This is a genomic window from Brevundimonas sp. Br13, from assembly GCF_055391505.1.
Genome location: NZ_AP044008.1, coordinates 613,831 through 637,215 on the forward strand (window position 1 = coordinate 613,831; position 23,385 = coordinate 637,215).

Annotated in this window: 21 protein-coding genes; 11 read left to right on the forward strand and 10 right to left on the reverse strand. The window is 67.3% G+C overall.

All coding sequences use genetic code 11. The annotated features are described in order from the left end of the window. The first annotated feature begins 11 nt into the window (after nucleotides 1–11). From ACZ5M6_RS03005 to ACZ5M6_RS03035, 7 genes are all read left to right on the forward strand, one after another. Entirely contained in the window at nucleotides 12–236 is a 225-nt protein-coding gene (locus ACZ5M6_RS03005; RefSeq protein ID WP_152949258.1) for a DUF6489 family protein, read from the forward strand. Nucleotides 237–275: 39 nt separating this feature from the next. Further along, nucleotides 276–1,589, forward strand: coding sequence for a tRNA uridine-5-carboxymethylaminomethyl(34) synthesis GTPase MnmE (gene mnmE, locus ACZ5M6_RS03010; RefSeq protein ID WP_464159624.1), 1,314 nt, complete (start codon nucleotides 276–278; stop codon nucleotides 1,587–1,589). Between the two features lie 114 nt (nucleotides 1,590–1,703). Beyond that, nucleotides 1,704–3,584, forward strand: a complete 1,881-nt coding sequence (gene mnmG / locus ACZ5M6_RS03015; protein WP_464159626.1) for a tRNA uridine-5-carboxymethylaminomethyl(34) synthesis enzyme MnmG — start codon at nucleotides 1,704–1,706, stop codon at nucleotides 3,582–3,584. Continuing rightward, nucleotides 3,584–4,216, forward strand: a complete 633-nt coding sequence (rsmG, locus tag ACZ5M6_RS03020; RefSeq protein WP_287105465.1) for a 16S rRNA (guanine(527)-N(7))-methyltransferase RsmG — start codon at nucleotides 3,584–3,586, stop codon at nucleotides 4,214–4,216. The genes mnmG and rsmG overlap by 1 nt, the downstream gene beginning before the upstream one ends. A gap of 4 nt (nucleotides 4,217–4,220) precedes the next feature. Then, on the forward strand, nucleotides 4,221–5,018 hold the full coding sequence (locus tag ACZ5M6_RS03025) for a ParA family protein (protein ID WP_054766787.1): 798 nt from the start codon (nucleotides 4,221–4,223) through the stop codon (nucleotides 5,016–5,018). A 44-nt stretch (nucleotides 5,019–5,062) separates the two neighbouring features. Then, complete coding sequence (locus ACZ5M6_RS03030) at nucleotides 5,063–5,944, forward strand: ParB/RepB/Spo0J family partition protein (protein WP_221233627.1); 882 nt, start codon at nucleotides 5,063–5,065, stop codon at nucleotides 5,942–5,944. Between the two features lie 26 nt (nucleotides 5,945–5,970). Then, nucleotides 5,971–6,174, forward strand: a complete 204-nt coding sequence (locus ACZ5M6_RS03035) for a hypothetical protein (protein ID WP_152949262.1) — start codon at nucleotides 5,971–5,973, stop codon at nucleotides 6,172–6,174. Between the two features lie 16 nt (nucleotides 6,175–6,190). On the opposite strand, the gene holA is transcribed toward ACZ5M6_RS03035, so the two are convergent. The 4 genes from holA to ACZ5M6_RS03055 all read right to left on the reverse strand — a co-directional run bounded on the left by holA (nucleotide 6,191) and on the right by ACZ5M6_RS03055 (nucleotide 10,954). Next, complete coding sequence (gene holA / locus ACZ5M6_RS03040; protein WP_054764417.1) at nucleotides 6,191–7,243, reverse strand: DNA polymerase III subunit delta; 1,053 nt, start codon at nucleotides 7,241–7,243, stop codon at nucleotides 6,191–6,193. Continuing rightward, nucleotides 7,240–7,719, reverse strand: a complete 480-nt coding sequence (gene lptE / locus ACZ5M6_RS03045) for an LPS assembly lipoprotein LptE (protein WP_224761142.1) — start codon at nucleotides 7,717–7,719, stop codon at nucleotides 7,240–7,242. Before lptE ends, holA begins: the two co-directional genes overlap by 4 nt. Further along, nucleotides 7,719–10,283, reverse strand: a complete 2,565-nt coding sequence (leuS, locus tag ACZ5M6_RS03050) for a leucine--tRNA ligase (protein WP_464159630.1) — start codon at nucleotides 10,281–10,283, stop codon at nucleotides 7,719–7,721. Before leuS ends, lptE begins: the two co-directional genes overlap by 1 nt. A gap of 218 nt (nucleotides 10,284–10,501) precedes the next feature. After that, complete coding sequence (locus ACZ5M6_RS03055) at nucleotides 10,502–10,954, reverse strand: DUF3576 domain-containing protein (protein ID WP_183216381.1); 453 nt, start codon at nucleotides 10,952–10,954, stop codon at nucleotides 10,502–10,504. Between the two features lie 358 nt (nucleotides 10,955–11,312). Here ACZ5M6_RS03055 and ACZ5M6_RS03060 point away from each other — a divergent pair, with 358 nt between their 5' ends. Beyond that, the gene (locus tag ACZ5M6_RS03060) at nucleotides 11,313–11,705 is read left to right on the forward strand and encodes an NtrZ family periplasmic regulatory protein (protein WP_152949265.1); all 393 of its coding nucleotides are present in this window, start codon (nucleotides 11,313–11,315) and stop codon (nucleotides 11,703–11,705) included. On the opposite strand, the gene ACZ5M6_RS03065 is transcribed toward ACZ5M6_RS03060, so the two are convergent. After that, nucleotides 11,695–12,351 (reverse strand): thiamine phosphate synthase, encoded by a 657-nt coding sequence (locus tag ACZ5M6_RS03065; RefSeq protein ID WP_464159632.1) that lies wholly within the window; start codon nucleotides 12,349–12,351, stop codon nucleotides 11,695–11,697. The two genes, ACZ5M6_RS03060 and ACZ5M6_RS03065, sit on opposite strands and share 11 nt — an antisense overlap. Here ACZ5M6_RS03065 and ACZ5M6_RS03070 point away from each other — a divergent pair. Both ACZ5M6_RS03070 and ACZ5M6_RS03075 read left to right on the forward strand, forming a co-directional pair. Next, nucleotides 12,350–13,090 (forward strand): YggS family pyridoxal phosphate-dependent enzyme, encoded by a 741-nt coding sequence (locus ACZ5M6_RS03070; protein ID WP_464159635.1) that lies wholly within the window; start codon nucleotides 12,350–12,352, stop codon nucleotides 13,088–13,090. The genes ACZ5M6_RS03065 and ACZ5M6_RS03070 overlap by 2 nt on opposite strands. Nucleotides 13,091–13,152: 62 nt before the next feature. Next, complete coding sequence (locus tag ACZ5M6_RS03075; RefSeq protein WP_054764424.1) at nucleotides 13,153–13,839, forward strand: response regulator transcription factor; 687 nt, start codon at nucleotides 13,153–13,155, stop codon at nucleotides 13,837–13,839. 21 nt (nucleotides 13,840–13,860) lie between these two features. Here ACZ5M6_RS03075 and yczE read toward each other — a convergent pair whose 3' ends face one another. Beyond that, on the reverse strand, nucleotides 13,861–14,496 hold the full coding sequence (gene yczE, locus ACZ5M6_RS03080) for a membrane protein YczE (RefSeq protein ID WP_348683510.1): 636 nt from the start codon (nucleotides 14,494–14,496) through the stop codon (nucleotides 13,861–13,863). A 60-nt stretch (nucleotides 14,497–14,556) separates the two neighbouring features. Between yczE and yczR the strand changes: the two genes are divergently transcribed. Further along, nucleotides 14,557–16,041: a MocR-like transcription factor YczR gene (yczR, locus tag ACZ5M6_RS03085; protein ID WP_464159637.1), complete on the forward strand. Its 1,485-nt coding sequence runs from the start codon at nucleotides 14,557–14,559 to the stop codon at nucleotides 16,039–16,041. Between the two features lie 86 nt (nucleotides 16,042–16,127). Here yczR and ACZ5M6_RS03090 read toward each other — a convergent pair whose 3' ends face one another. From ACZ5M6_RS03090 to ACZ5M6_RS03105, 4 genes are all read right to left on the reverse strand, one after another. Next, a complete protein-coding gene (locus ACZ5M6_RS03090; protein WP_464159640.1) occupies nucleotides 16,128–18,845 on the reverse strand; it encodes a TonB-dependent receptor in 2,718 nt (905 codons plus the stop codon). Nucleotides 18,846–18,977: 132 nt separating this feature from the next. Beyond that, nucleotides 18,978–19,775 (reverse strand): exodeoxyribonuclease III, encoded by a 798-nt coding sequence (locus ACZ5M6_RS03095; RefSeq protein WP_152949271.1) that lies wholly within the window; start codon nucleotides 19,773–19,775, stop codon nucleotides 18,978–18,980. A 256-nt stretch (nucleotides 19,776–20,031) separates the two neighbouring features. Then, nucleotides 20,032–20,730 (reverse strand): LolA family protein, encoded by a 699-nt coding sequence (locus tag ACZ5M6_RS03100; protein ID WP_333896732.1) that lies wholly within the window; start codon nucleotides 20,728–20,730, stop codon nucleotides 20,032–20,034. Nucleotides 20,731–20,917: 187 nt separating this feature from the next. Continuing rightward, nucleotides 20,918–23,353, reverse strand: a complete 2,436-nt coding sequence (locus tag ACZ5M6_RS03105; RefSeq protein ID WP_464159643.1) for a DNA translocase FtsK — start codon at nucleotides 23,351–23,353, stop codon at nucleotides 20,918–20,920. Nucleotides 23,354–23,385: the final 32 nt, after the last annotated feature.

Sequence of the window (23,385 nt, forward strand, 5' to 3'; positions counted from 1 at the left end):
GGCACGGCGGCATGAAGGTTCAGATCGAGATCGATTGCACTCCGGCGGAGGCGCGCGCCTTTCTGGGACTGCCTGACGTCGCCCCGCTGAACGAGGCCATGGTGGCCGAGATGACCAAGCGGATGGAAGCCAATGTCGCCGCCATGCAGCCGGACGAACTGCTGAAGACCTGGACCAGTTTCGGCCTTCAGGCGCAGGATCAGTTTCGGCGGTTGATGGAAGCGGCGGTGAAGTGAGCCACAGGTTTCTCCGCAGTTGGAGAAGCCCCTGAGACCATGACCCAGGACACCATCTTCGCCCTCGCCACCCCGCCCGGCCGAGGCGCCATCGCCGTCTTGCGTCTTTCGGGGCCGGCCGTCGCGCCGACGCTGAAAGCCCTGGGCGCGGGGGGACTGAAGCCGCGGCTGGTTGCGGTCCGGGATCTGAATCATGATGGCGTCGCCATTGATCAGGCCCTGGTCCTTCGGTTCGTCGGGCCCCATTCCTACACAGGCGAGGACGCAGCCGAGCTTCATCTGCACGGCGGCCGTGCCGTGGTCGAGGCGGCTAGTCGCGCCCTGATCGCCTTGGGACTGCGGCCCGCCGAGCCGGGTGAGTTCACCCGCCGCGCCTTTCAGAACGGCCGGATGGATTTGGCCCAGGCGGAGGCGGTGGCCGATCTGATTGATGCGGAGACGGCGGCCCAGGCGAGACAGGCTCTGGGTCAGCTGGACGGGAAGCTCAGCGAGACCTACGCCGGTTTCCGTCGCGACTTGCTGAAGGCCCTGGCCCTGGTCGAGGCCGAGATCGACTTCCCCGACGAGGAGGTGCCGGACAATCTGGCGCGGACGGCGGGGCCTGTGCTCGAGCAGCTGGCGCGCGATCTGCACCGCGCCGTCGAGGACGGGGCGCGGGGAGAGCGGGTCCGGGACGGCTATCGCGTCGTCCTGATCGGCGAGACCAACGCCGGTAAGTCGTCGCTGTTCAACGCCCTGATCCAGCGCGAGGCGGCGATCGTCACGCCGATCGCCGGGACGACGCGCGATGTTTTGGACGCCGAACTGGTGATCGGCGGCTATGCCGTCACCCTGTCCGATACGGCCGGATTGAGAGACAGCGACGACCCGGTAGAGGCGGAAGGGGTTCGGCGCGCGCGGGCGCGCGCAGAGGGGGCGGATCTGAGGCTATGGGTTCGAGCGCCCGGCGATGTGGAAGGCGTGGCGGCGGACTATGTTCGGTCGGGTGATCTGATCGTGGCCAATAAGAGCGACCTGGGATCGGCCGATATCCGCTCCCAAGGCTGGGATCAGATCGCCGTAAGCAGTCATACCGGCGCGGGCCTGAGTGAGCTTCATGACTGGATCGCCGCGCGATTGGAGCGGGATCTGTCGGGGGCGGACTTCCCGGCGATCACGCGCGAACGTCATCGGCTGCGGCTGAGCGAGGCTCTGGCGGACGTACGGACGGGCCTGGCTGCGCTGGAGGTCTCTCCCGAAATGGCGGGCGACGATCTGCGCCGCGCCGCTCAAGCCCTTTCACGCGTCACCGGCGAGATCGGTGTCGAAGAGGTGTTGGGCGAGGTGTTCTCGACCTTCTGCATCGGCAAGTAATACCGGTGTTTCACGTGAAACACCTTAAGTAGGACTACGTTCAGCGAACCCTGTCGTCACCGTCGCACGCTCTCGCCTCTGGCGAAATCTGCTGTTTTGGCCTATGTGGCGCGCATGATCCCCACAAGCGACTATTCGTTCGACGTCGTTGTCATCGGCGGCGGCCACGCCGGCTGTGAAGCCGCCGCCGCCTCTGCGCGCGCGGGGGCCCGAACCCTGCTTCTGACCCAGAAGTTGGAGACCATCGGCGAAATGTCCTGCAACCCCGCTATCGGCGGCCTGGGCAAGGGGCATCTCGTGCGTGAGATCGACGCCATGGACGGGATCATGGGCCGTCTGGCGGACGCCTCGGGCATCCAATTCCGACTGCTGAACCGGTCCAAGGGCGCCGCCGTTCGGGGACCACGCAGCCAGATCGACCGACGCCTGTATCGGGAAGCCATGCAGGCGGAGCTGGCCCAGACGGCGAACCTGACGCTGACGGCCGGCACGGCGGAGCGGCTGATCTTGGACGGCGACCGCGTCACGGGCGTGATTACCGGGGCAGGGGAGAGGATTCGAGCCGCTGCTGTCGTCCTGACGACCGGCACCTTCCTGAACGGCGTCATTCATCGGGGCGATGAGCGTATTCCGGCAGGCCGGCACGGCGAGGCGCCGTCGACGGGTCTGGCCGTTGATCTGCACGCCGCCGGCCTGACCATGGGCCGGTTGAAGACCGGCACGCCCGCGCGACTGGATGGGCGGACCATCGCCTGGGACCGACTGGAGATGCAGGAGGCCGACGAAACCCCCAGCGCCTTCTCCTTTCTGACGGATCGGATCACCGTTCCCCAGATCGCCTGCGGTGTCACCCACACGACCGAACAGACCCATCGCCTCATCGCTGAGAACCTGAGCGAGAGCGCAGTCTATGGCGGGCGTCTGTCGGGGCGCGGCCCCCGCTACTGCCCTTCGATCGAGGACAAGGTCGTGCGGTTCGCTGACAAGACCAGCCACCAGATCTTCCTTGAACCGGAAGGTCTGGATGATCCGACCGTGTATCCCAACGGGATTTCGACCTCCGTATCCGAAGCCACCCAGCAGGCCTTCCTGCGGACCATCCCCGGTTTGGAGACTGTTGAGGTCTTCCGTTACGGCTATGCGATCGAATACGACTATGTCGATCCGCGCGAACTGACGGCCGCCCTTGAGGTCAAGAAGAGACCGGGTCTCTATCTGGCCGGCCAGATCAATGGGACGACCGGATATGAGGAGGCGGCGGCCCAGGGCTTGATGGCCGGGCTGAACGCCGCTCGGGCGGCGGCGGGCCAAGATCCAGTGATCCTGGGTCGGGACCAAGCCTATATCGGCGTCATGGTCGATGACCTGGTGACGCGCGGCGTCACCGAACCCTATCGCATGTTCACCAGCCGGGCCGAATACCGTCTGACGCTGCGGGCCGACAATGCGGATCAGCGGCTGACGCCGCTGGCGATGAAGCTGGGGATCGTCGGCTCCGACAGGGCGGCGCGCTTTTCGGACAAGGCCGGAGCCTTGGCCTTGGCGAGCCGTGTTTCACGTGAAACGCTTTTCACGCCGAAAGAGGCCAATGCCCTGGGCATTCCCGTGAACGCCGACGGCCGTCGCCGCTCCATGCGTGAACTGCTCGCCTTTCCGGGCGTCACCCTGCAACAGTTCATGCCGACCATCCCGGCCATCGCGGACTGGAAGCCTGAAGTCCGCGAGCAGATCGAAATCGACGCCGGCTACGGCAACTATCTCGATCGCCAGGCGATCGACGCCCAGGCCCTGCGCTCCGAGGAGGATCTGATCCTGCCAGCCGATCTCGACTATGGCGGCGTCGGCAGCCTGTCCAATGAGGTGCGCGAGAAGCTCAGCCGCATCAGGCCCCGCACCCTCGGCCAGGCGGGGCGTATCGAGGGCATGACGCCGGGCGCCCTGACGGCCCTGCTGGCCCATGTCAAAAAGTCGCCCAAGGTCGAGGCGGTCGCCTGATGCTGGAAGGGGAGATGGCTGCCTTCCAGAGCAAGGCCGGCGCTTCAGATGAGCAGATGGCCGATCTGGAGGCCTTTCGCCTGCGGTTGGGCGAGGCGAACGCGGTGATGAATCTCGTTGGGCCGGACAGCCTGCCGGATTTTTGGAACCGCCATGCCTGGGACAGCGCGCAACTGCTGCAAATGGCCCCTACGGCGCGCAGTTGGGCAGATCTCGGCGCCGGCGCGGGTTTTCCCGGCGTGGTCCTGGCGATCTTGCTGAAGGGGCGATCGGACGCCCGAGTCTGGTTGATCGACAGCCTGGGAAAACGCTGCCGGTTTCTGCAGGAGGCGGTCGATGCTCTCGCCTTGCCCGCCACGGTGATCAACGGCCGGGCGGAGGATCAGACCATAAAATGCGACGTGGTGACCGCTCGCGCCGTGGCCCCGATGGAGCGGCTGCTGGGTTATGCACAGCCCTACTTTGAAAGGGGTGCACAAGGTCTGTTCCTCAAGGGGGAAAGGGTCGAATCCGAGTTGATCGAGGCCCGTAAATCCTGGCATTTCGAGGCTGAACTGGCCCCGTCGCAAAGCGACCCGCGCGGCCGCATCGTGACCGTCCGGAGTGTTCGTCGTGCCCGTTCCAAGCACTAACAAACTGCCTGCCCGTGTTCTCGCCGTCTCCAACCAGAAGGGCGGCGTGGGCAAGACCACGACGGCGATCAATCTGGGAACCGCCCTGGCCGCTATCGGAAAGCGGGTGCTGATCGTCGACATGGACCCCCAGGGCAATGCCTCGACCGGTTTGGGCGTTCCACGTGAAACACGACGGGTCACCATCTATGATGTGGTGGTGGATCAGCGCTCTATCGAAGACGCCGCCGTCCAGACCACTGTTCCGGGGCTCTGGATCGTCCCTGCCGATGCGGACATGTCGGGGGTTGAGATCGAGTTGAGCCAGGCGGATCGGCGATCCTATCGCTTGAGGGACGCTCTTCGGCAGCATGACGACGGCCCTACCGCGTATGACTATGTGCTGATCGACTGTCCGCCGTCGCTGAACCTGCTGACCCTGAACGCCATGGCGGCGGCGGATGCGGTTCTTGTGCCGCTCCAATGCGAGTTCTTTGCGCTTGAAGGGCTCAGCCAGTTGATGCGGACCATCGACATGGTCAAACAGAGCCTGAACCCGTCTCTCGAAATCCAGGGGCTGGTGCTGACGATGTTCGATCGGCGGAGCGCCCTGTCGGGCCAGGTCGCCAATGACGTGCGCGCCCATTTTGGCGACAAGGTCTATGACAGCGTCATCCCGAGAAATGTTCGGGTCGCCGAGGCGCCGTCGTTCGGAAAGCCCGCCCTGATCTATGATCTCAAATGCGCCGGCAGTCAGGCCTATCTGCGCCTGGCCAAGGAAGTGGTGAAGCGCGAACGCCAGCGCCAGAAGCTGGCCGCCTGAACGGCCGCTACACGCCTGATTAGAAGAAGAAACGGAACAGTATTTTGGCTGAACGACAAAGAGGTCTGGGCCGCGGCCTGTCGGCCCTGATGGGCGAGAACATCGAGGCGCCGACGGCGCCCAACGCCGCAATGCCTTCCGGCGTGCAGCGCGTGCCGATCGAGAGTTTGAAGCCCAATCCCGATCAGCCTCGGAAAATCTTCACCCAGGAACAGCTGGATGAACTGACGGCCTCCATCCGTGACAAGGGGGTGCTTCAGCCGATCCTGGTCCGCACCCATCCCAAGGAGGAGGGGGTCTGGCAGATTATCGCCGGTGAGCGCCGCTGGCGCGCTTCCCAGGCGGCCCGGCTGACGGAGGTGCCGATCGTCGTCCATGAAATGGATGACGTCGAGGTTTACGAAGTCGCCATCATCGAGAACGTCCAGCGCGCCGATCTGAATCCGCTGGAAGAAGCCGACGCCTATCGGATGCTGATGGAGCGGTTCGGCCGCACCCAGGATCAGGTCGCCGGCATCGTCGGCAAGAGCCGCAGCCATGTGGCCAACACCCTGCGTCTGCTGCAACTGCCTGAAGAAGTGCTGTGGTACGTACGGAACGGCAAGTTGACGGCCGGCCATGCCCGCGCCCTGGTGACGGCGCCCAACGCCGGCGCCCTGGCCGAGCAGGCCTATAATGAGGGGCTGAACGTTCGCCAGGTCGAGGCCCTGGCTCGCCGCGCCGCCGAGGGCCCCAAACCGGTTAAGGCCAAGCCTGCGCCCAGCGAGGAAGGAACGGCCGACGTCGCCGCCCTGCAACAGGATTTGGCCGACGCCCTGGGCCTGTCCGTTCAGTTGAACGACCGCGCAGGCAAGGGCGAGCTGACCATTCGCTACGGCTCCCTGGAACAGCTCGACGACCTGTGCCGTCGATTGATGCGCGGCTGAGCCCCGCGATGTGCTAGACAGGTGGAATGACCGATAATGTTCCGCCGCCAACCGCCGCCGAAAATCTGAAACAGGCGCTGGCCGCCAAAAAGGCGCGCCGGCAGGGCGGAGCGGGCCAGGGTTTCGCCGGTCCAGCCGGCGCTCCGTCCGCCGGCGACGAGCGCAGCGTGGCCGCCCGCAACATGGCCCTGGCCAAGCCCGCCTTCCGCAAGGCGTCAAAGCGAGGCTGAGCCGCAGCAGCCCCGCTCAAAGCCCCAGACGCTTAGCCCGTCCGGCGATCTCCAGCAGCAGGCGTTCGGCGATCAGCTGGTCGGGCATGCCGGTCGTCTTGGTGGCGACGTCGGCGGTGTTGACGCTGTCGAGCACCTCGTCCAGCGCCTCCAGACGCCAGGCGCGGGCCTGACGCAGCATCTCCGCCTCCTGTTTCCAGAAGACGCCCGCCGCCTTGGCCGCCTCCTTGGCGCCGGCCCCGTTGGCCTGAAGAATATTGATCCGCCGCAGCCGCCCCAGATGCAGGGCAGCGGATCGGACGGCCAGGACCGAGGATTCCCCCTCTGCGAAGGCGCGACGCAGACCCGCTTGAGCTGGGCCGGGCCGCCCGCCGAAGGCCTGGAGCGCAGCGTCGGACAGGGAGGCGTCCGGCTCGACCCCAAGATGCTGGTCCAGAAGCTCGCTGTCGATCGTCCGCCCGGAACCGGGACCGATGAACAGGGCCAGGCGTTCGATCTCCTGGCGCATCAGACCCCGCTCACGCGGCAGGCGAGCCACGAAACGATCGAGGGCGTCGGCGGTCAGACCCACCTTGTCGGCCGCCAGGGCCTCGCGAGTCATGCGGGCGACGTCGCCGGTCTCGTCTTCATAGCAGACGATGCCGACGGCGCCGGCCTCCTTCTCGGCGGTCTTGCGCAGGGCGGAGTCACGGCCCAGCTGGTCGGCCTCGACCACCAGCATGGCGTCGGGATTATAGCCGCCCTCGGCATGGATCTTGACGGCGGCGGCCACCGCCTTGTCCACTCCGGGTTTCAGCGCCGACAGCCGGATCCGCACCAGACGGCGCCCGCCCATCAGGGACATGGCCGTCAAGGCCTCTTCAAGCTTGCTTTCTTCGCTGTCGATGTCGCTGTCGGTCAGGACGGTGACGTTGAAAGGGTCGTTCAGGTCCGGGGTGATCGCCCTGCACAGGATCTCGGCCCGTTCGGCGACGCCCGACCGATCCTTGCCGTGGATCACCGCTGCTCGGATCGCCGGATCGGGCGCCTTCAGAAAGCGGTCGATCTCGGGGCGTTTGGCCAGAATCACCGGTTCGACAGGGCCTGCATCAGGTCCAGCCGGATCAGACGCGCCAGTTCGGCGGCCGCGCGTTCTTCACCGTCCTGCTGGGCGGCGATGGCGGCATAGGGCTGGTCGTCGGCGGCGTAGGTGGTGGTGACGGTCTCCACCCCGGTCGCGGGCGCGCCTCCAGCGACGGGCGTAAGGGTCCAGGTCGCCTTGACCGTCAGCTCATAGCGGGTGGCGGTGTCGTCGATCCGGCGCCCCAGGGGCCGCCGGTCCTGTTCGACACGGGTCGTCAGCCGGTAAAGCGGCGCTGCGGACCGATCCCAGGCCAGGGCGTCCTCCAGCTGTTCACGCAGGCGATAGCCCAGTCGGTCGTCCTGGGCCGTCACCGCGATCCGGCGCAGGGGCGAGCCCACGCCCGGCTCGGCGTACATGGGCGTAAAGCCGCAGGCTGCGAGCGCCAGGACGCTTAGTAGGACAAGACTGGTTGGGACGCGCATCAGCCGGCCACCAGATTGACGATCCGGTCTTTGACCACGACGATCTTCTTCACGCTCAGACCCTCCAGACGCGCCTTAACCGTCTCGTCGGCCAGAACCAGGGCCTCGACCTCGGCCGGCTCCATGCCGCGCCCGACGCGGATTTCCGCCCGACGCTTGCCGTTGATCTGGATGGGCAGAACCACCTCGTCGTCGGCCGCGAGCGCAGCGTCCCACACCGGCCAGGGCGCGTCCAGAACCATCCCGTCCTCTCCCAGCCGGGTCCAGCATTCTTCAGCCAGGTGGGGGGTGAAGGGGGCGATCAGGCGCGCCAGGGCCGACAGGGCCTGACGCTTGGCCTCGCCGCCCGCCTGGGCGCTGTCACGCACCGTGGCGACGAAGGCGTAGAGCTTGGCGATGGCCGAGTTGAAGCGGAAGCCTTCGACCCCCTCGGACACGGCCTTGATGGCCTTGTGGGTCTCCCGCAGCAGTTCGGCGTTGGCCTTGTCCTCGCCGGCGAAGCCCGGGTCATAGGCGTCGAACAGGCTCCAGGTCCGCTGCACGAACCGGCTGGCGCCCTCGACCCCGCCCGGCGTCCATTGCACGTCCCGCTCGGGCGGGCTGTCGGACAGTACGAACAGACGGCCGGCGTCCACCCCGTGGCTTTCCAGGATTTCCTGAGGCGCGACGACGTTCTTCTTGGACTTGGACATCTTTTCGATGTCGCCGATCGACAGACGCGCGCCGTTCGACAGGCGGGTGGCGACCCGCTGGCCGTCGACCGTCTCGATGCGGACGTCGGTGGGTTCGACCCAGCGCGGCTTTCCGACCTCGTCCTGGCCTTCGAAATAGGTCTCGTGGACCACCATCCCCTGGGTGAACAGGCCCGCGAACGGCTCCTTCACCGCCAGCATGCCGGCGTCCGAAAGGGCGCGGGTGATGAACCGGGCGTACAGCAGGTGCAGGACCGCGTGCTCGACCCCGCCGATATACTGATCCACCGCCAGCCAGCGGTTCGCCGCCTCGCTGTTGATCGGCTCGGCCGCCTTCGGGTCGGTGAAGCGGGCGAAATACCAGCTGGAGTCGACGAAGGTGTCGAGCGTGTCGGTCTCGCGCGTCGCATCCTGGCCGCACGACGGGCATTTGACGTGTTTCCAGGTCGGATGGCGGTCCAGCGGATTGCCGGGCACGTCGAAGGTCACATCCTCGGGCAGTTCGACCGGCAGCTGGTCGGCCGGAACCTCCACCGGGCCGCAGGACGGGCAGTGGATGATCGGGATGGGGCAGCCCCAGTAGCGCTGGCGCGACACGCCCCAGTCGCGCAGCCGATAGATGGTCGCGCCCTGGCCCGTCCCGGCCGCCTCGACGCGGCGGATCGCCTCGGCCTTGGCCGCCTCGATGTCCAGCCCGTCCAGGAAGTCGGAATGGAAGATGGAGCCGGGGCCCGTATAGGCCTCGTCGCCCACGGCGAAGTCGTCGCCGGCGCCCTCGGGGCGGACCACCGGGATCACCGGCAGGCCGTATTTGCGGGCGAAGTCCAGGTCGCGCTGGTCATGAGCCGGGCAGGCGAAGATGGCGCCCGTGCCGTATTCCGACAGGATGAAGTTGGCGATCCAGACCGGGATTTCGGCGCCGGTGAAGGGATGAAGCACCTTCAGACCCGTATCCCAGCCGATCTTTTCCGCCTGTTCGATCTCGGCCTGGGAGGCGCCGCCCTTGCGGCATTCGGCGACGAAGTCGGCGATGCGCGGATCGGCCTCGGCCAGCTGTTTCGAGATCGGGTGATCCGGCGCCAGGCCCAGGAAGCTGGCGCCGAACAGGGTGTCGGGCCGGGTGGTGTAGATCTCGACGCCGGTCTCGTAGCCGGCGGGGGCCTGGCCCGAGAAGTCCCAGGTCATCTGAAGCCCCTTGGAGCGGCCGATCCAGTTCTCCTGCATCAGCCGGACCTTCTCGGGCCAGCGATCCAGGGTCTTCAGCCCGTCGATCAGGTCGTCGGCATAGTCGGTGATGCGCAGGAACCACTGGTTCAGCTTGCGCTTCTCGACCACGGCGCCGGAACGCCAGCCGCGCCCGTCGATCACCTGCTCATTGGCCAGGACGGTGTTGTCGACCGGGTCCCAGTTGACCACCCCGTCCTTGCGATAGACCAGACCGCGCCGATACAGCTCCAGGAACCAGGCCTGCTGCTTGCCGTAGTATTCGGGGTCGCAGGTGGCGAATTCGCGTGACCAATCCAGCGACAGGCCCAGCAGCTTCAGCTGCTCGCGCATGTTGGCGATGTTGGAATAGGTCCAGCCCTTGGGGTGGATGCCGCGTTCCATGGCCGCATTCTCGGCCGGCATGCCGAAGGCGTCCCAGCCCATCGGGTGCAGGACGTCGTAGCCTTGCGCGCGCTTGGACCGCGCCACCACGTCGCCCATCACATAGTTGCGGGCGTGGCCCATGTGGATGTTGCCCGACGGATAGGGGAACATCTCCAGCACATAGTATTTCGGCCGGCCGGTGTCCTTGGTCACAAAGGCGGCGGCTTCGGCCCAGCGGGCCTGCTGGCGGGGTTCGGCGGTCTTGGGTTCGTAACGGGCCACGGTCGTCCTGAAGTCAAAAGGGCGCTGCCGCCCTCCCGGCTCACTAGCCCGAAGGACGACAGCGCCCAAGCAGATTTGCGCTCAAACCGCCCTCTGAGCGGCGCCAGGCGCAAAAGGGTGCTCAAGTAGCCCGAAGGGCGGTAGCACCAAAAAAGCGCTCAAACAGCCCGAAGGGCGGTAGAACCTACAGGGAAAGCTAAAGCAGGCGTTAGCCTGCTTTAGCCCGCATTAGACAGGTTCAGCTGGCGCGCCTTGGTCAGGATGGCGTTTTCCAGGTCCGCCTCGGTCTGGGCGGCGACCGGAGCGGCGGTCCACTGACCGTCGGCGCCCTTGATCTCCTTGGTCACGGTCACGTTCAGCGCATCGGCGCGCAGACGAGTGTCCAGGATGAAGACGGTGGCCTTGAAACGCTCGTTCGGCGTCTGGGGGTTGATGTACCAGTCATAGTTGATGACCCCGCCCCACGGATCGGCGGTCAGCAGGGGCATGAAGCTGAGGGTGTCCAGCGAGGCGCGCCAAAGATAGCCGTTGACGCCGATGCCCTGCTGCACGTCCGTCTTGGCCTTCTTCTTGCCGTTTCCGACAAAGGGGAGGCTGGAGCAGGCGCTCAGGGCCAAGCCTGAGACCAAGGCGACAGCGACGCCGCGAACCAGGGCCTTGTTGAGGCTCATCAAGGAAGTCTCCGTAAACTCAGGGACGTGAAGGCCCTCGCCCCCACGCGCGCGCGGCGTCGCTCTGACGGTCTGCGCCGTTGCGCTGTTCTATAACACGGGCAAAAGGGGCGATGACAAGGCGAACTCGGCCGTGAGACGTCGCGGGAGCGGTCTCGCGGCGGAGGAGACGACGGTTTTGGCCAGAATCTCGTGACGCTTGAGCCACATCGCGGTGCAACAATGCAGAGGAACCCCGCCCCGGCGCCAACGTTGCGTTGACCGGAAGCGCCCCCGGTGTCTAATCGCGGCGTTCACGGCCCAAAGCGCCGGGGCAGGGTTGAAGGCGTCGCCGTCGGCGGCGTTTGAAGGGTTTGGAATGCGTTTCGGCGGTTTCTCGGCTGGACTGGTTGCGGCGACGGCTGTGCTTGCCGCCACGCCTGTGCTTGCGCAGAGCGCAGCGTCACGCAGTTCGAGCCTGTCCCTGTCGGAAGCCCAGTCGGCTCAGCGCCACGCCCCCGCGCAGCAGCGTCGCGGCCTGCGTCTGAACGACAGCGGACGCTGGGCCCTGGATTTCAATCTGAACCAGCCTGTGGGCCGCGAGACGGACTGGGGAGACGTCGAAGCCGGCGCCTATTACCGGCTCAACGACCGTCTGCGCGTCGGCGCCGCTGCGGCTGTGGCCTCGCCGGAGGCTGATCCTGCCCGAGCGCCGGAAACCAGCGCCCGCACCCAGCCCCGCGTCCGTCTGGAAACAATCTTCAAGTTCTGACGCCGCCGAAGGCGGATTGGATCGTCTCCACCGCCGCCAGGCCACAGGCGCCCGATCCCGTCAGCAGAGCAACCCGGTCCGGACGCAATCCTCCCAGGGCGTAAACAGGAACCCCGGCGCGTTGGACCAGGGTTTTGAACGCCGGCGCCCCCAGGGCCGGCTTGGTCGCCGACGCGCCCCCAGCCGGAAAGACCGGCGACAGGATCAGGGCCTCCACGCCTGAAGCCGGCGGTCCGGCGCCGTGCCAGGCCGCCGTCAGCCGCCAATCCGGGCGCCGTCTTCGCACATCGGCGGCGCGATCACCTTCTCTCTCCGGCAGATGCAGGCCGTCGGCCGATACGGCGTCGGCGAGATCGGCGTCCTTTCCGACCAGAAGTTCAACCCCGGCCTCATGCGTCGCGGCGCGCAGGCGACGGCCGATCTCGAGCGCCTGATCGGCGCCGAAGGCGCGATAGACCACGGCCGATCCCGGCGGCAGGCGGGCCGCCGTCTCCCAGGGGCGGGGGGTGCGCGCCGGGTCGGTGAAGAACAGCAGCGGCGGCAGACGCGCCGCCGCCGGGCTGACAGAGGCGGCGGCGCGGTTTAGAGCGGTGGCCGCATCCCAGAGCATGCGCGCATCGTCGCTGTAACCGGCCGGCAGGATCATGACCTCTTCTTCTCCCGCTTCGGCGTCTCCGTCCACCGATGCCGCCGCAATCTCCGACAGGCTGGCCGTCGTCCGCGCCCGTATCGCAGAGGCCTGCCGTGCCGTCGGGCGCGATCCCGAAACCGTCGTTCTGACCGCCGTCTCCAAGACCCAGCCGCCGGAGGCCATCGCGGCCATGAGGGCGGCGGGCCAGAGGGTGTTCGGCGAAAACCGAGTGCGGGATGCGCAGGGACGTTGGGCCGAGGGCCTGTACGGCCGCCCCGGCGGAGCGGAGCTGGAGCTGCGTCTGATCGGGCCGCTCCAGACCAACAAGACCGAAGACGCCGTGGCCCTGTTCGACGTCATCGAGACCCTGGACCGGGAGAAGCTGGCGCGCACCCTGGCCGAGGCTGCGGCGAAACGGGGCCGATCGCCTCGTCTGCTGATTCAGGTCAATACGGGGGCGGAGCCGCAGAAGGCCGGCGTCCTGCCCGACGCCGCCGAGTCTCTGATCGCGACGGCGCAGAAGACCTATGGGCTGACGGTCGAGGGATTGATGTGTATTCCGCCCGCCGATGAGCCGCCTGAACCCCATTTCCGCCTTCTGGCGCGGTTGGCCGAGGACAATGGTCTGTCGGTCCTGTCCATGGGGATGAGCGGCGATTACGAGACGGCGATCCGCTGCGGCGCCACCCATGTCCGGGTGGGAACGGCGTTGTTCGGGGAACGAAAACCATCCGAAACAGTCTCTAGGCCGTAACTCGACGTGAATTCGCACCCCCAAGCCTTGGCGCGGGGGCCAAGCCTCGCCATTGTCTGTCCATGCCCACGCCCAAGACCATTCTGATCATCGATGACGACGACGACCTGCGCGAGGCCTTGGCCGAGCAGTTGAATCTGCACGAAGAGTTCAAGACCCAGCAGGCCTCGACCGCCGCGGACGGCGTCCGTATGGGGCGCGAGATCCGTGCAGACCTGATCCTGCTGGACGTCGACCTGCCCGATATGGACGGCCGCGAGGCCTGCCGCCTGCTGCGCAAGGACGGGGTCTCCACCCCAGTCATCATGCTGACCGCCCAGTCGGCCGACGCCGACGCCATCCTGGGCCTAGACGCAGGCGCCAATGACTATGTCACCAAGCCCTTCCGGTTCGCGGTCCTGCTGGCCCGCATCCGCGCCCATCTGCGCAGCCACGAACAGTCGGAAGACGCCGTCTTCTCCATCGGCCCCTATGAGTTCCGGCCCGCCGCCAAGGTCCTGATGGACGCCAAGGGCAAGAAGGTGCGGCTGACGGAAAAAGAGACGAACATCCTGAAGTATCTCTACCGCGCCGGCGCCAAGCCCGTGTCGCGCGAGGAGCTGCTGACCGAGGTCTGGGGCTATAACGCCGGCGTCACCACCCACACCCTGGAAACCCACATCTATCGCCTGCGCCAGAAGATCGAGCCAGAGCCGGGCCAGGCCAGGCTTCTGCTGACCGACGCGGGCGGTTATCGGCTGCAGCCCTGAGGGGTTCCGAAAAAGGCGTCGCTACACTGGGCGCGCCGGTTCTCTGTCAGGAAGCGTTTTTCGCCCTTCCTCCTTTCCCACCGTGAATACCGGAAGGAAGATCTGGACCAGCGGGCCGATGGCGAGGGCGTAGAGGATCGTCCCGACCCCGACCGAGCCGCCCAGGGCCCAGCCGGCGACGACGACAGTCAGTTCGATGGCGGTCCGCACGACCTTGATCGGCCAGCCGGTGCGGGCGACCAGACCTGTCATCAGGCCGTCGCGCGGTCCTGGACCCAGGCCCGCCCCGATATAGGCGCCGCTCGCCACGCCATTCAGCACAATCCCCGTCGCCAGGAACAGGCTCCGAACCGGTAGGACCGCGTCCGTCGGAATGTGCCTCAGCGCCAGGCCGGCGACCGAGCCGATGACCAGAACATTGGCGATCGTGCCTATCCCCGGCTTCTGGCGCAGCGGAATCCACAGCAGCAGCACGGTCATACCGATCAGATTGACCACCATGCCGAAGCCGAGACCGGCGGGTTCGGCGAACCGTTCGAAAACGCCCTGGCTCAGGACGTCCCAAGGGTCGAGACCCAGATCCGCCCTGACGATCAGGGCGATGGACAGGCCGTAAAGGCTCAGGCCCAGGAAGAGTTGGATCAGGCGGCGGGTCATGAGAGGCGTTTCGCCTGAACTGGCTGTGGAAAAAAGGTCCAGTTCTGTCATTCTGGCCCCATGTCCTCGCGCTCTATCGGCACAGCCTCACTGATCCGCCACTTAGGCGTTTGGCGCGCGCCGGGCGCCGGCCCGGCCTACCGTCAATTGGCCGGAGCCGTCAGACTTTTGATCCTGGACGGACGACTGCCTCTGGCGGCGCGACTGCCGGGCGAGCGCGAAGCGGCGCAGGCGCTGGGTTTGAGCCGTACGACCGTGTCGGCCGCCTATGGGCGACTGCGGGATGACGGGTTTCTGACGGGGGGACGCGGCGCCTCGGCGCGGACCAGCCTGCCGGGGGAGGCGCCGACGGGCGGCTCGCGCGGCCTTCCTGAAGCTAGAACCTCTTCCCGCGCGGACGAGGTACTCGACCTGACCGCCGCCGTCCTGCCGGCCGATCCCAGCGTTCACGCCGCCTATGTCCGGGCCTTGGAGCGGCTGCCGATCCGTTTGCCGGGCCACGGCTATGAGGCCTTGGGGGTTGAGGCCCTGCGCGAGGCGGTGGCGGCCGCCTATCGCCGGCGCGGCTTGCCGACCTCGCCCGCCCAGATTCTGATCACCCACGGGGCGCACAATGGACTGGTTCATCTGCTGCGGCTGATGGTCAGGCCGGGTCAGCCGGTCGTCTTCGACCATCCCACCTATCCCCAGGCGCTGGACGCCATTCTCGCGGCCGGCGCGCGTCCCACGCCGGTCGCCCTGCCGGACGACGCCGGGGCGGGAGCGGGGACTGAGGGGTGGGATGTGGAGGGTCTGATCGCCGCCTGTCGGACCAGTGGCGCGCCCCTGGCCTATCTGGTCCTCGACCATCACAATCCCACCGGGCGGATGATGCGGGCGGCGGATCGGCTGCGGCTTCTGGCGGGGCTGAAAGGGTGCGAGACCCTGCTGGTGCTGGATGAGACCCTGGTGGAGCTGACCCTCAGCGGCCCGCCCGCCCTGACGGCCTCGGCGGTCGATGCGCCGCGTGTCGTGCGCCTGGGCTCCCTGTCCAAGAGCGTCTGGGGCGGGTTGCGCATCGGGTGGATTCGCGCGGACCGGGCGGTGATCCAGCGGCTCGCCCAAAGCCGCGCCAGTTTCGATCTGGGCGCGCCGATCCTGGAGCAGCTGGCGGCGGTCGAACTGCTGGGCGACGGCGGCGCCGGCCTGGCGGCGCGACGGCCTCTGCTGCGAGCGCGACGCGACCATCTGCGGATGCGGCTGGCGGAACGGCTGCCGCTGTGGGCCTGTCCCCGGCCGGCGGGCGGCCTTTCCGTCTGGGCGCAACTGCCGGCGCCGATCAGCTCGGCCCTGGTGGTCCAGGCGGCCGAGCGCGGCTTGAGATTGGCGTCCGGTCTGCGCTTCGGCGTGGACGGCGCCTTCGAACATCGGCTGCGGCTGCCCTACACTCTGCCGGAGCCTGTTTTGGACGTGGCGGTCGAGCGATTGGCTCAGGCGGCCGAGGCGCTGGAGCGCAAGACACGGCCGGTTTCCGCGCCCCCGCCCCGTCGCGTCGCCGTCTATTGAAGGCGCGGTTCGCCTATCCGGAAACGATAGAGGGCGGCGGATTTGCTCCGCCGCCCTCCTGAGCGTCAATCGACTGGGTCGTAGGATCAGAAGGTGGCGTTGACGCTGACCTGGAAGATCCGACCGGTTTCCAGATAGCCGCCCTTGCGGTCGGGCGAGACATAGCGTTCGCCCGCCCCGACGGTCGACCAGCGGGTCGGTTCGTCGGTCAGGTTGCGGACCGCAGCCCCCACTTCCAGTCCCGGCGCCAGGGTCAAGGCCACGCCCAGGTTCAGCTCCTTGGACGGCTGAACATAGATGTCGGGCTGGCTGTCCTGAACCGTGTCCAGGCGACGACCGGTATAGTTGTACCAAAGGCTGGCCCGCACCGGCCCGTGCTCATAGCCGGCCTCCAGATTGTACATCAGCTCGGGCGCCTGGGGCAGGTCGCTCTTGCGGGTCAGGGTCGAGGAGAGGCGGTATTCAGCCTCCGTCTGCTGATAGGTCAGGTTCCCGCCCAGCGACAGGCCGTCCATCCAGCCGTCGACCGGCAGGGCGTAATGACCGCCCAGTTCGATCCCGGTAGCGGAGCCGCCCAGGCCGTTGAACGGCTTGATCAGAATGACGCCATCGCTGGTCGTGCTCGTGCCCGTCCGCAGGGCGGTCGGCACGACGATATTGTCCAGGTCCTTGTGATAGACGGCCATCTGAAGGTTGGAGCCGGCAGCGTACCATTCCAGACCCAGATCATAGCTCCAGCCCTCGACCGGCTTCAGATCGGGGTTGGGCTGGCTGATGCTGATGACGGCGTTGGTGACGGGGTCGCGGCTGACGGTGGTCGGACCCGCCAGCTGGCTGCCCGCGGGCCGGCTGTAGCTGGAACGCGCGGCCGCCCGCACCACCAGGGCGTCGCTGGGACGCCAGGCGGCGATGACGCTGGGATCGACATGGTCGTAATCCCGATCTGCGGTCGCGAAACGGGCGCCGTCGGCGTCCTTCACGAAGAAGCGGGCTTCGAAGTGGTTGTCCTCGTAGCGGACCCCCGGCGTGATCTCCAGGGCGCCGCCGGCCAGTTTCAGGGTGGCGGCGGCGAAGGCGGCCGTCCGGTCTTCCCGGCTGTCCGACAGGCCCTGGTTCAGCTTCTCTTGCGAAACCACCACGGTCGAGCCGTACAGATCGCGTTCGTTTTCGACGAAGCGGCGATCGACCAGCTTCACCGGGCGCACCGTGCCGTGGTCCATGAAGTCGGTGATCAGGCGGCCGGGCGTCGCGCCGATCGACGGGCCGTCCACGGTTCCAGCCTGCAAGGACGTGCGGAAACGGTAGCGGGTGTCGTCCGGGGCCAGGCTGCGGCCGTCCTGATCGGCCGTCTCGTACAAGCCGCCGACCGAGGCGCTGGCGAGCACGCCGGAACCGGCCCAGGTCAGGTCGCCCTTCACCGTCTTCTTCACCTCCGACAGATAGCCGTAGCCCTGCTGGACATAGATCTGGCTGGGACGGTCCTGGCTGGCGACATAGGCGGTCGCGCCGGCCGACAGCACCGGCATGGGCCAGCGAGGGTCCGACAGGTCCAGCTTCAGCCCTTCGGTCGAGGCGCCGGTATTGCCCGTCGCGCCGTTATAGGCGACGCCTCGCCAGGCGGCCTCGATCGTATTGGGCGAGTCCAGACGGCCGTCGGCATAGGCGGCTTCCAGCGAGGCGGTGAAGTCGCCGAAGCGCAGCTTGCCCCCCGTCTGGACCGACAGCAGCTCCTGTTCGACGTCCTCGACGCGGAAATAGTTGGCCGGATTGATGCCGTAGGGCGTGTAGTCGCCGGCGGCGTTGTAGTTGGCGCCGCCCGGATTGGGATTGGTCTGGCCCGAGGTCCGCTCGCTGCGAAGCCCCGTCTGGTTCATCGTATTGGTGTTGGTGTAGGTCGCATAGTTGACCCGGGCGAACAGGTCCAAGGGCTGGGTGCGATAGTCCAGAGAGGCCGTGGCGCCGTAGCGTTCCACCGTGGAGTTGAAGAAGTTCCACTGAAGACCGTCCGCCGACAGGGCGTTCTCATTCTCGCGGGCCGAGCCGACATTGGCCCTGGAAGTCTTGTAGTCGTTCTGAACAGCGACGCTTTCGGCGGCGCTGTCCTTCTGCTCGTAATAGGCGGAAGCATAGACGCCCAGGCGACCGTCGGCGAAGCGACGCGCCATGTCCACGCCGACTGCGCCGCCCAGGCTGTCCTGACCGCGATCCTGGGCCAGTTCGGCCATCTGGCCGACGGCGCGCAGGCGCAGCATCTGGTCACCGAAGTCGAAGGCGGTCGGCGTGACCAGATTGACGATACCGGCGATGGCGTCGGCGTCGAGCGTCGCATCCGGCGTCTTTTCGATGCCGATGGTCTGGATGGCGAAGGGGCTGAACAGGTTCAGCGAGATCGAGCGGCCGCCGGCCGTCTGGGGCAGGCGCAGGCCGTCCAGCGTATAGGCGTTGAAGCTGGTGTCGAAGCCGCGGATGGCGACGTATTGGGCTTCGCCGGTGGCCGACTGGTTGCGGCCCTGGTCCTGACTGACCGACACGCCGGGCAGGCGCTTGGCCAGGTCGGCGATGGTGGTTTGGGGGTTCAGGCTGACGTCGCCGACGGCGACGGCGTCCACGACGCCGGTCGCCTGGCGTTCCTCGACCAGAACCGTCTGGGCGCGCCGGGCGCCGGTCACGACGATCTCTTGCAAGGTGGCTGGGCCGGTAGCGGTCTCGGACTGGGCCCAGGCCGAACCGCCGGCGCAGAGCGCGGCGAGGCTGCAGGAAACGCCGAGAAGGGCGCGCCGGGTGGACGAACCTGAAATGGTCATTGGAAATCCGATTAAAAAGGCCGCGCCCCCATGGGCGGCGCGGGCTCCTTAGTGCGGGTCAATGACAGGCTGCCTAAAGCTATGCGCCTGAAAGGCTAAGCTTGTGCGACGCTTGTGGGACAGTTGTCGGGGTCAGACGGACAAATCGACCGTCACCGGCGCATGGTCGGACGGCCGGTCCCACTCGCGGACGTCATCATGAATCCGGGCCGTGTCCTTGATGACGGCCGGGGTCAGGCCGGGCGAGGTCCAGATATGATCCAGGCGCAGGCCGCGGTTCGACTTGCGGAAGTCGGCGGCTCGATAACTCCACCAGCTGGCCAGCTTCTGCGGTTCGGGGAAACGGTCGCGCAGCACGTCGGCGAAGCCGCCTGTAGCCTGAAGTCGGTTCAGCACCTCCACCTCGATCGGCGTGTGGCTGACGATCTTGGACATGTAGCGGTGGTTCCACACGTCGCCCTCGCCCGGTGCGATGTTGAAATCGCCGGCCATGACCAGGGGGCGAGACCGATCCTGTCGGGCGACGATCTCGGTCAGCTGTTCGTAGAAGTCGAGCTTGTGATCGAACTTGGGGTTCAGCGTCCGGTCGGGCACGTCGCCGCCGGCGGGAATGTAGAAGTTCTGAACGTCGATCCCGGCGACCCGGGCCGAGACGCAACGGGCGTGGCCCAGTTTGCAGACCTGGAAGGTCTCGCTGTCCTCAAGCGGCAGGCGGCTGGCGATCGCCACCCCGTGCCAACCCTTCTGGCCGGCGACACGCATATGAGGCAGGCCCATCTCTTCGAAGGCGGCGCGCGGGAACTGATCCGTCGTGCATTTGATCTCTTGCAGCATCAGAACGTCGGGAGCCCGTTCGGCGACGAACCGGGCGACCTGATCGATGCGCAGGCGGACGGAGTTGATGTTCCAGGTGGCGAGGCGAAGGGTCATGCTTCGCTTTAACAGGCCGCGCTCCGGAAGAACCACCCAGAAAAAAGGCCCGGCCTCTGCGGGCCGGGCCGATCCAGTTTCGTCTCTCTCGCCGCCGGGGAGGGGGATGCATCCGGGCGGTAGAGCGGCCGCCGCCGCTCTGTGTTCTAGATGTCACGACCGAAGGAAAAGGTCAAATTGTCACATTTCTCGCTTGGCCGTGATTCTCCGGCAACGGACGGATACCGATGATTCGCGACTTCCGCTCTTGCAGGCGCTAGTTCCGACCGGGTCGGCGGGTAGGGTCTCGCAGTTGGAACAGGCTGGCCGCCAAGCCGGAGGCAGGCTGAAGCGAGGTCAGCTGAGTGCGGGTCCGCGATCCCTGGGCGTCGGAAATGGTCCATTCGTGCAGGCGGATCGGATCACCGGCGAAGGCCAGAACCACCTGGCCGTCGTTGGGCCGATTGGCGTCGCGGGCGGTGATGGCGAAGGCGCCGGACTGCATCCGCGTGACGCGGTCGATACGGACGCCCTGGTCCAGCCGCACATTGCGCGCAAGGAAGGTCGAAAGGGGCGTTCGTCCCAGCGGAACCTGCTGGAAATTGTTCAGTCGCGGGTCATAGCGTTTGACGTTGTAGCCGTCCGACACGACCAGCAGGCCGGCCGGATTGGTGTATTCGAACCGCATCTTGCCGGGGCGCTGCAGATAGAAGCGGCCCTCGCGGCGCTGTCCGCCCGGACCTGTCTCGACGAACGTGCCCTGGGCCGAGGTCAGGCCTTGGAGATAGGTCTGGGCCCGTTGAACCACCGCCCGATCCTCGGCCGATAGATTGGATTGGGCCTGGGCCGCGTCGAACATCCCCAGGGCGGCCAAGCCCGTCACAAGTCCGGCGCCCAGCAGCAGGGCGCGGCGGTGGGAATCGACGGGGGCGCCGATCGGGGCGGCGAGGCTCTCGGCGACGGCGGTGGTGGTCATGAAGTCAGTCTCCCGTTCGGGATGGTCAGCGATGCCGCCGTCTTGCCCGATCGGCTTGGCGTCGGAATGACGCGAGCCTGACCATATTCCGGCGCTCCGATGAAGCCCTGTTCATCGAAATGCTGAAGCTTGGACGCGACGGCGGGTCAGACAACGGCTCGAAGGCGCAGCCGTTCCTCGGCTTGGCTCACACCATCGGCGGCGGGCCGGCCAGGACATCGCGCTTGCCGGCGTGGTTGGCGGGGCTGACCACGCCTTCCTGCTCCATGCGCTCGATCAGGGAGGCGGCGCGGTTGTAGCCGATCTGCAGACGACGCTGGACGTAGGAGGTCGAGGCCTTGCGGTCGCGGGTCACGACGGCGACGGCCCGGTCGTACAGATCGTCGCCCCCGCTCCCATTTGGGCCGCCGTTTCCACCCTCGTCGAAGCCGCCGTCCCCGTCGCCGTCCGGTTCGTCGGTGATCAGGTCCAGATAGTCGGGCTCGGCCTGGGCCTTCAGGTGTTTGCAGACGTCCTCGACCTCCTTGTCGTCGACGAAGGGGCCGTGCAGGCGGGTGATGCGGCCGCCGCCGGCCATATAGAGCATGTCGCCCTGGCCCAGCAGCTGTTCGCCGCCCTGTTCGCCCAGGATGGTCCGGCTGTCGATCTTGGAGGTGACCTGGAAAGAAATCCGGGTCGGGAAGTTGGCCTTGATGGTGCCGGTGATCACGTCCACCGACGGGCGCTGGGTCGCCATGATCAGGTGGATGCCTGCGGCGCGGGCCATCTGGGCCAGGCGCTGGACGGCGCCTTCCACATCCTTGCCAGCGACCAGCATCAGGTCGGCCATCTCGTCCATGACCACCACCAGATAGGGCATGGGCTCGGGACGGATCTTCTCGGACTCATAGACGGGGCGGCCCTGGTCGTCGAAGCCGGTCTGGACGGTGCGCTCGAAATGCTCGCCCTTCGCCTGGGCCTCGCGGGCGCGCTCGTTGTAGCTGGCGACATTGCGCACGCCGAGCTTGGACATGCGGCGATAGCGGTCCTCCATCTCGCGCACCGTCCATTTCAGGGCCACGACGGCCTTCTTCGGATCGGTGACGACCGGGGCCAGCAGGTGCGGGATGCCGTCATAGACCGACAGCTCCAGCATCTTGGGGTCAATCATGATGAAGCGGCACTCGGCCGGGCTGTGACGATACAGGATCGACAGGATCATGGCGTTGACCCCGACCGACTTGCCCGAGCCGGTGGTGCCGGCGATCAAGAGGTGGGGCATGCGGGCCAGGTCGGCGACATAGGGTTCGCCGCCGATGGTCTCGCCCAGCGCCAGAGGCAGCAGGTGGCCCTTCTTGTCGTATTCGGCGCTGGACAGAAGGTCGCGCAGATAGACGGTCTCGCGCTTGGCGTTGGGCAGTTCGATGCCGATGGCGTTCCTGCCCTGAACCACCGAAATCCGGCAGGCGCGGGCGGACATGGAGCGGGCGATGTCGTCGGCCAGGGCGACCACGCGGCCGTGTTTCACGCCGGGGGCGGGGACCAGCTCGTACAGGGTGACCACGGGGCCGGGGCGGATCTGGTCGATCACGCCGCGCACGCCGAATTCCTGCAGCACGCCTTCCAGCATCTTGGCGTTCTGCTTCAGGGAGTCCTCATCCACCGAACCGACGCGCTGGGCGGGCTTGGTGAGGATGCCCAGCGGCGGCAGGTCGAAGGCGCCTTCGGGACGGTCGAAGACGAAGGCCTGCTGGTCGACGTCTTCCTTGCGCGGCTTGGGCGCCTTGACCGCGGCGACGCGGGGTTCGACCGCTCGCGGCGCGGCGCGGGCGGCGGGGGCGGGCTCCTCCTCCCAGGGCGGCAGGTCGTCATAGGCCGTCTGGGGACCGTCGGCGTCCTGATCCGGCGCGACGGCGGCGTCCGGGGCGGGGGCGGGCGTGCGAACCTCGGGCTTGGGCGCCGCCTTTTCGCGTGCGGGGGCGCGCGGCTTTTTGGCAGCGACGGCAGGCGGGGGCGCGGCGGGGGCGCGCAGCGAGCGGCCCCAGTGCAGGGCGTCGATGAAGTCCATGGCGCGCAGGCCGATGGCGAAGCCCGTCAGCCACAGGCCGCCGCCCAGGAACAGCAATCCGGCGATGATCCGCCCGCCGGGAATCCTCAGGGCGGCCAGGCCCTGGGCGGTCAGGCCGGTGAAGGCGTCGCCCCACAGACCGCCCAGGCCGGCGGCTAAGGGCCAGGCGGCGGGGGCGGCCAGGGCCGCGAGGGCCCCGGACAACAGCAGGGTTCCGGCCGTGGCCGACAGGGCCTTGATCGGGCTGGGTTTCAGACGTTGCTGGATGGCGTCGCCGATGGCGCGGGCCAGGCCGAAGGCGATCGCCAGCAGGGCGGCGAGCCAGGCGGCCAAGCCTAGGGACTGCATGAACAGGTCCGCGAACAGGGCGCCGTTCGCGCCCAGCCAGTTGGTGGTCGGCAGGCTTGAGGCGGCGTTCAGACTGGCGTCCGCCGGATTCCAGGAGATGAGGGCGATCAGCAACAGGGTCGCCAGCAGGGCCTGAAGCACCCCCCGGAACCGCACGACGAAGGGCGCCTCCCAAAGGATACGGGCGCTGATCCAGGCCTGGCGGCCGACGGCGAGGGCGGTGGACATGAAAGGCGAGACCTTCCGGGCGGCTGACGTTC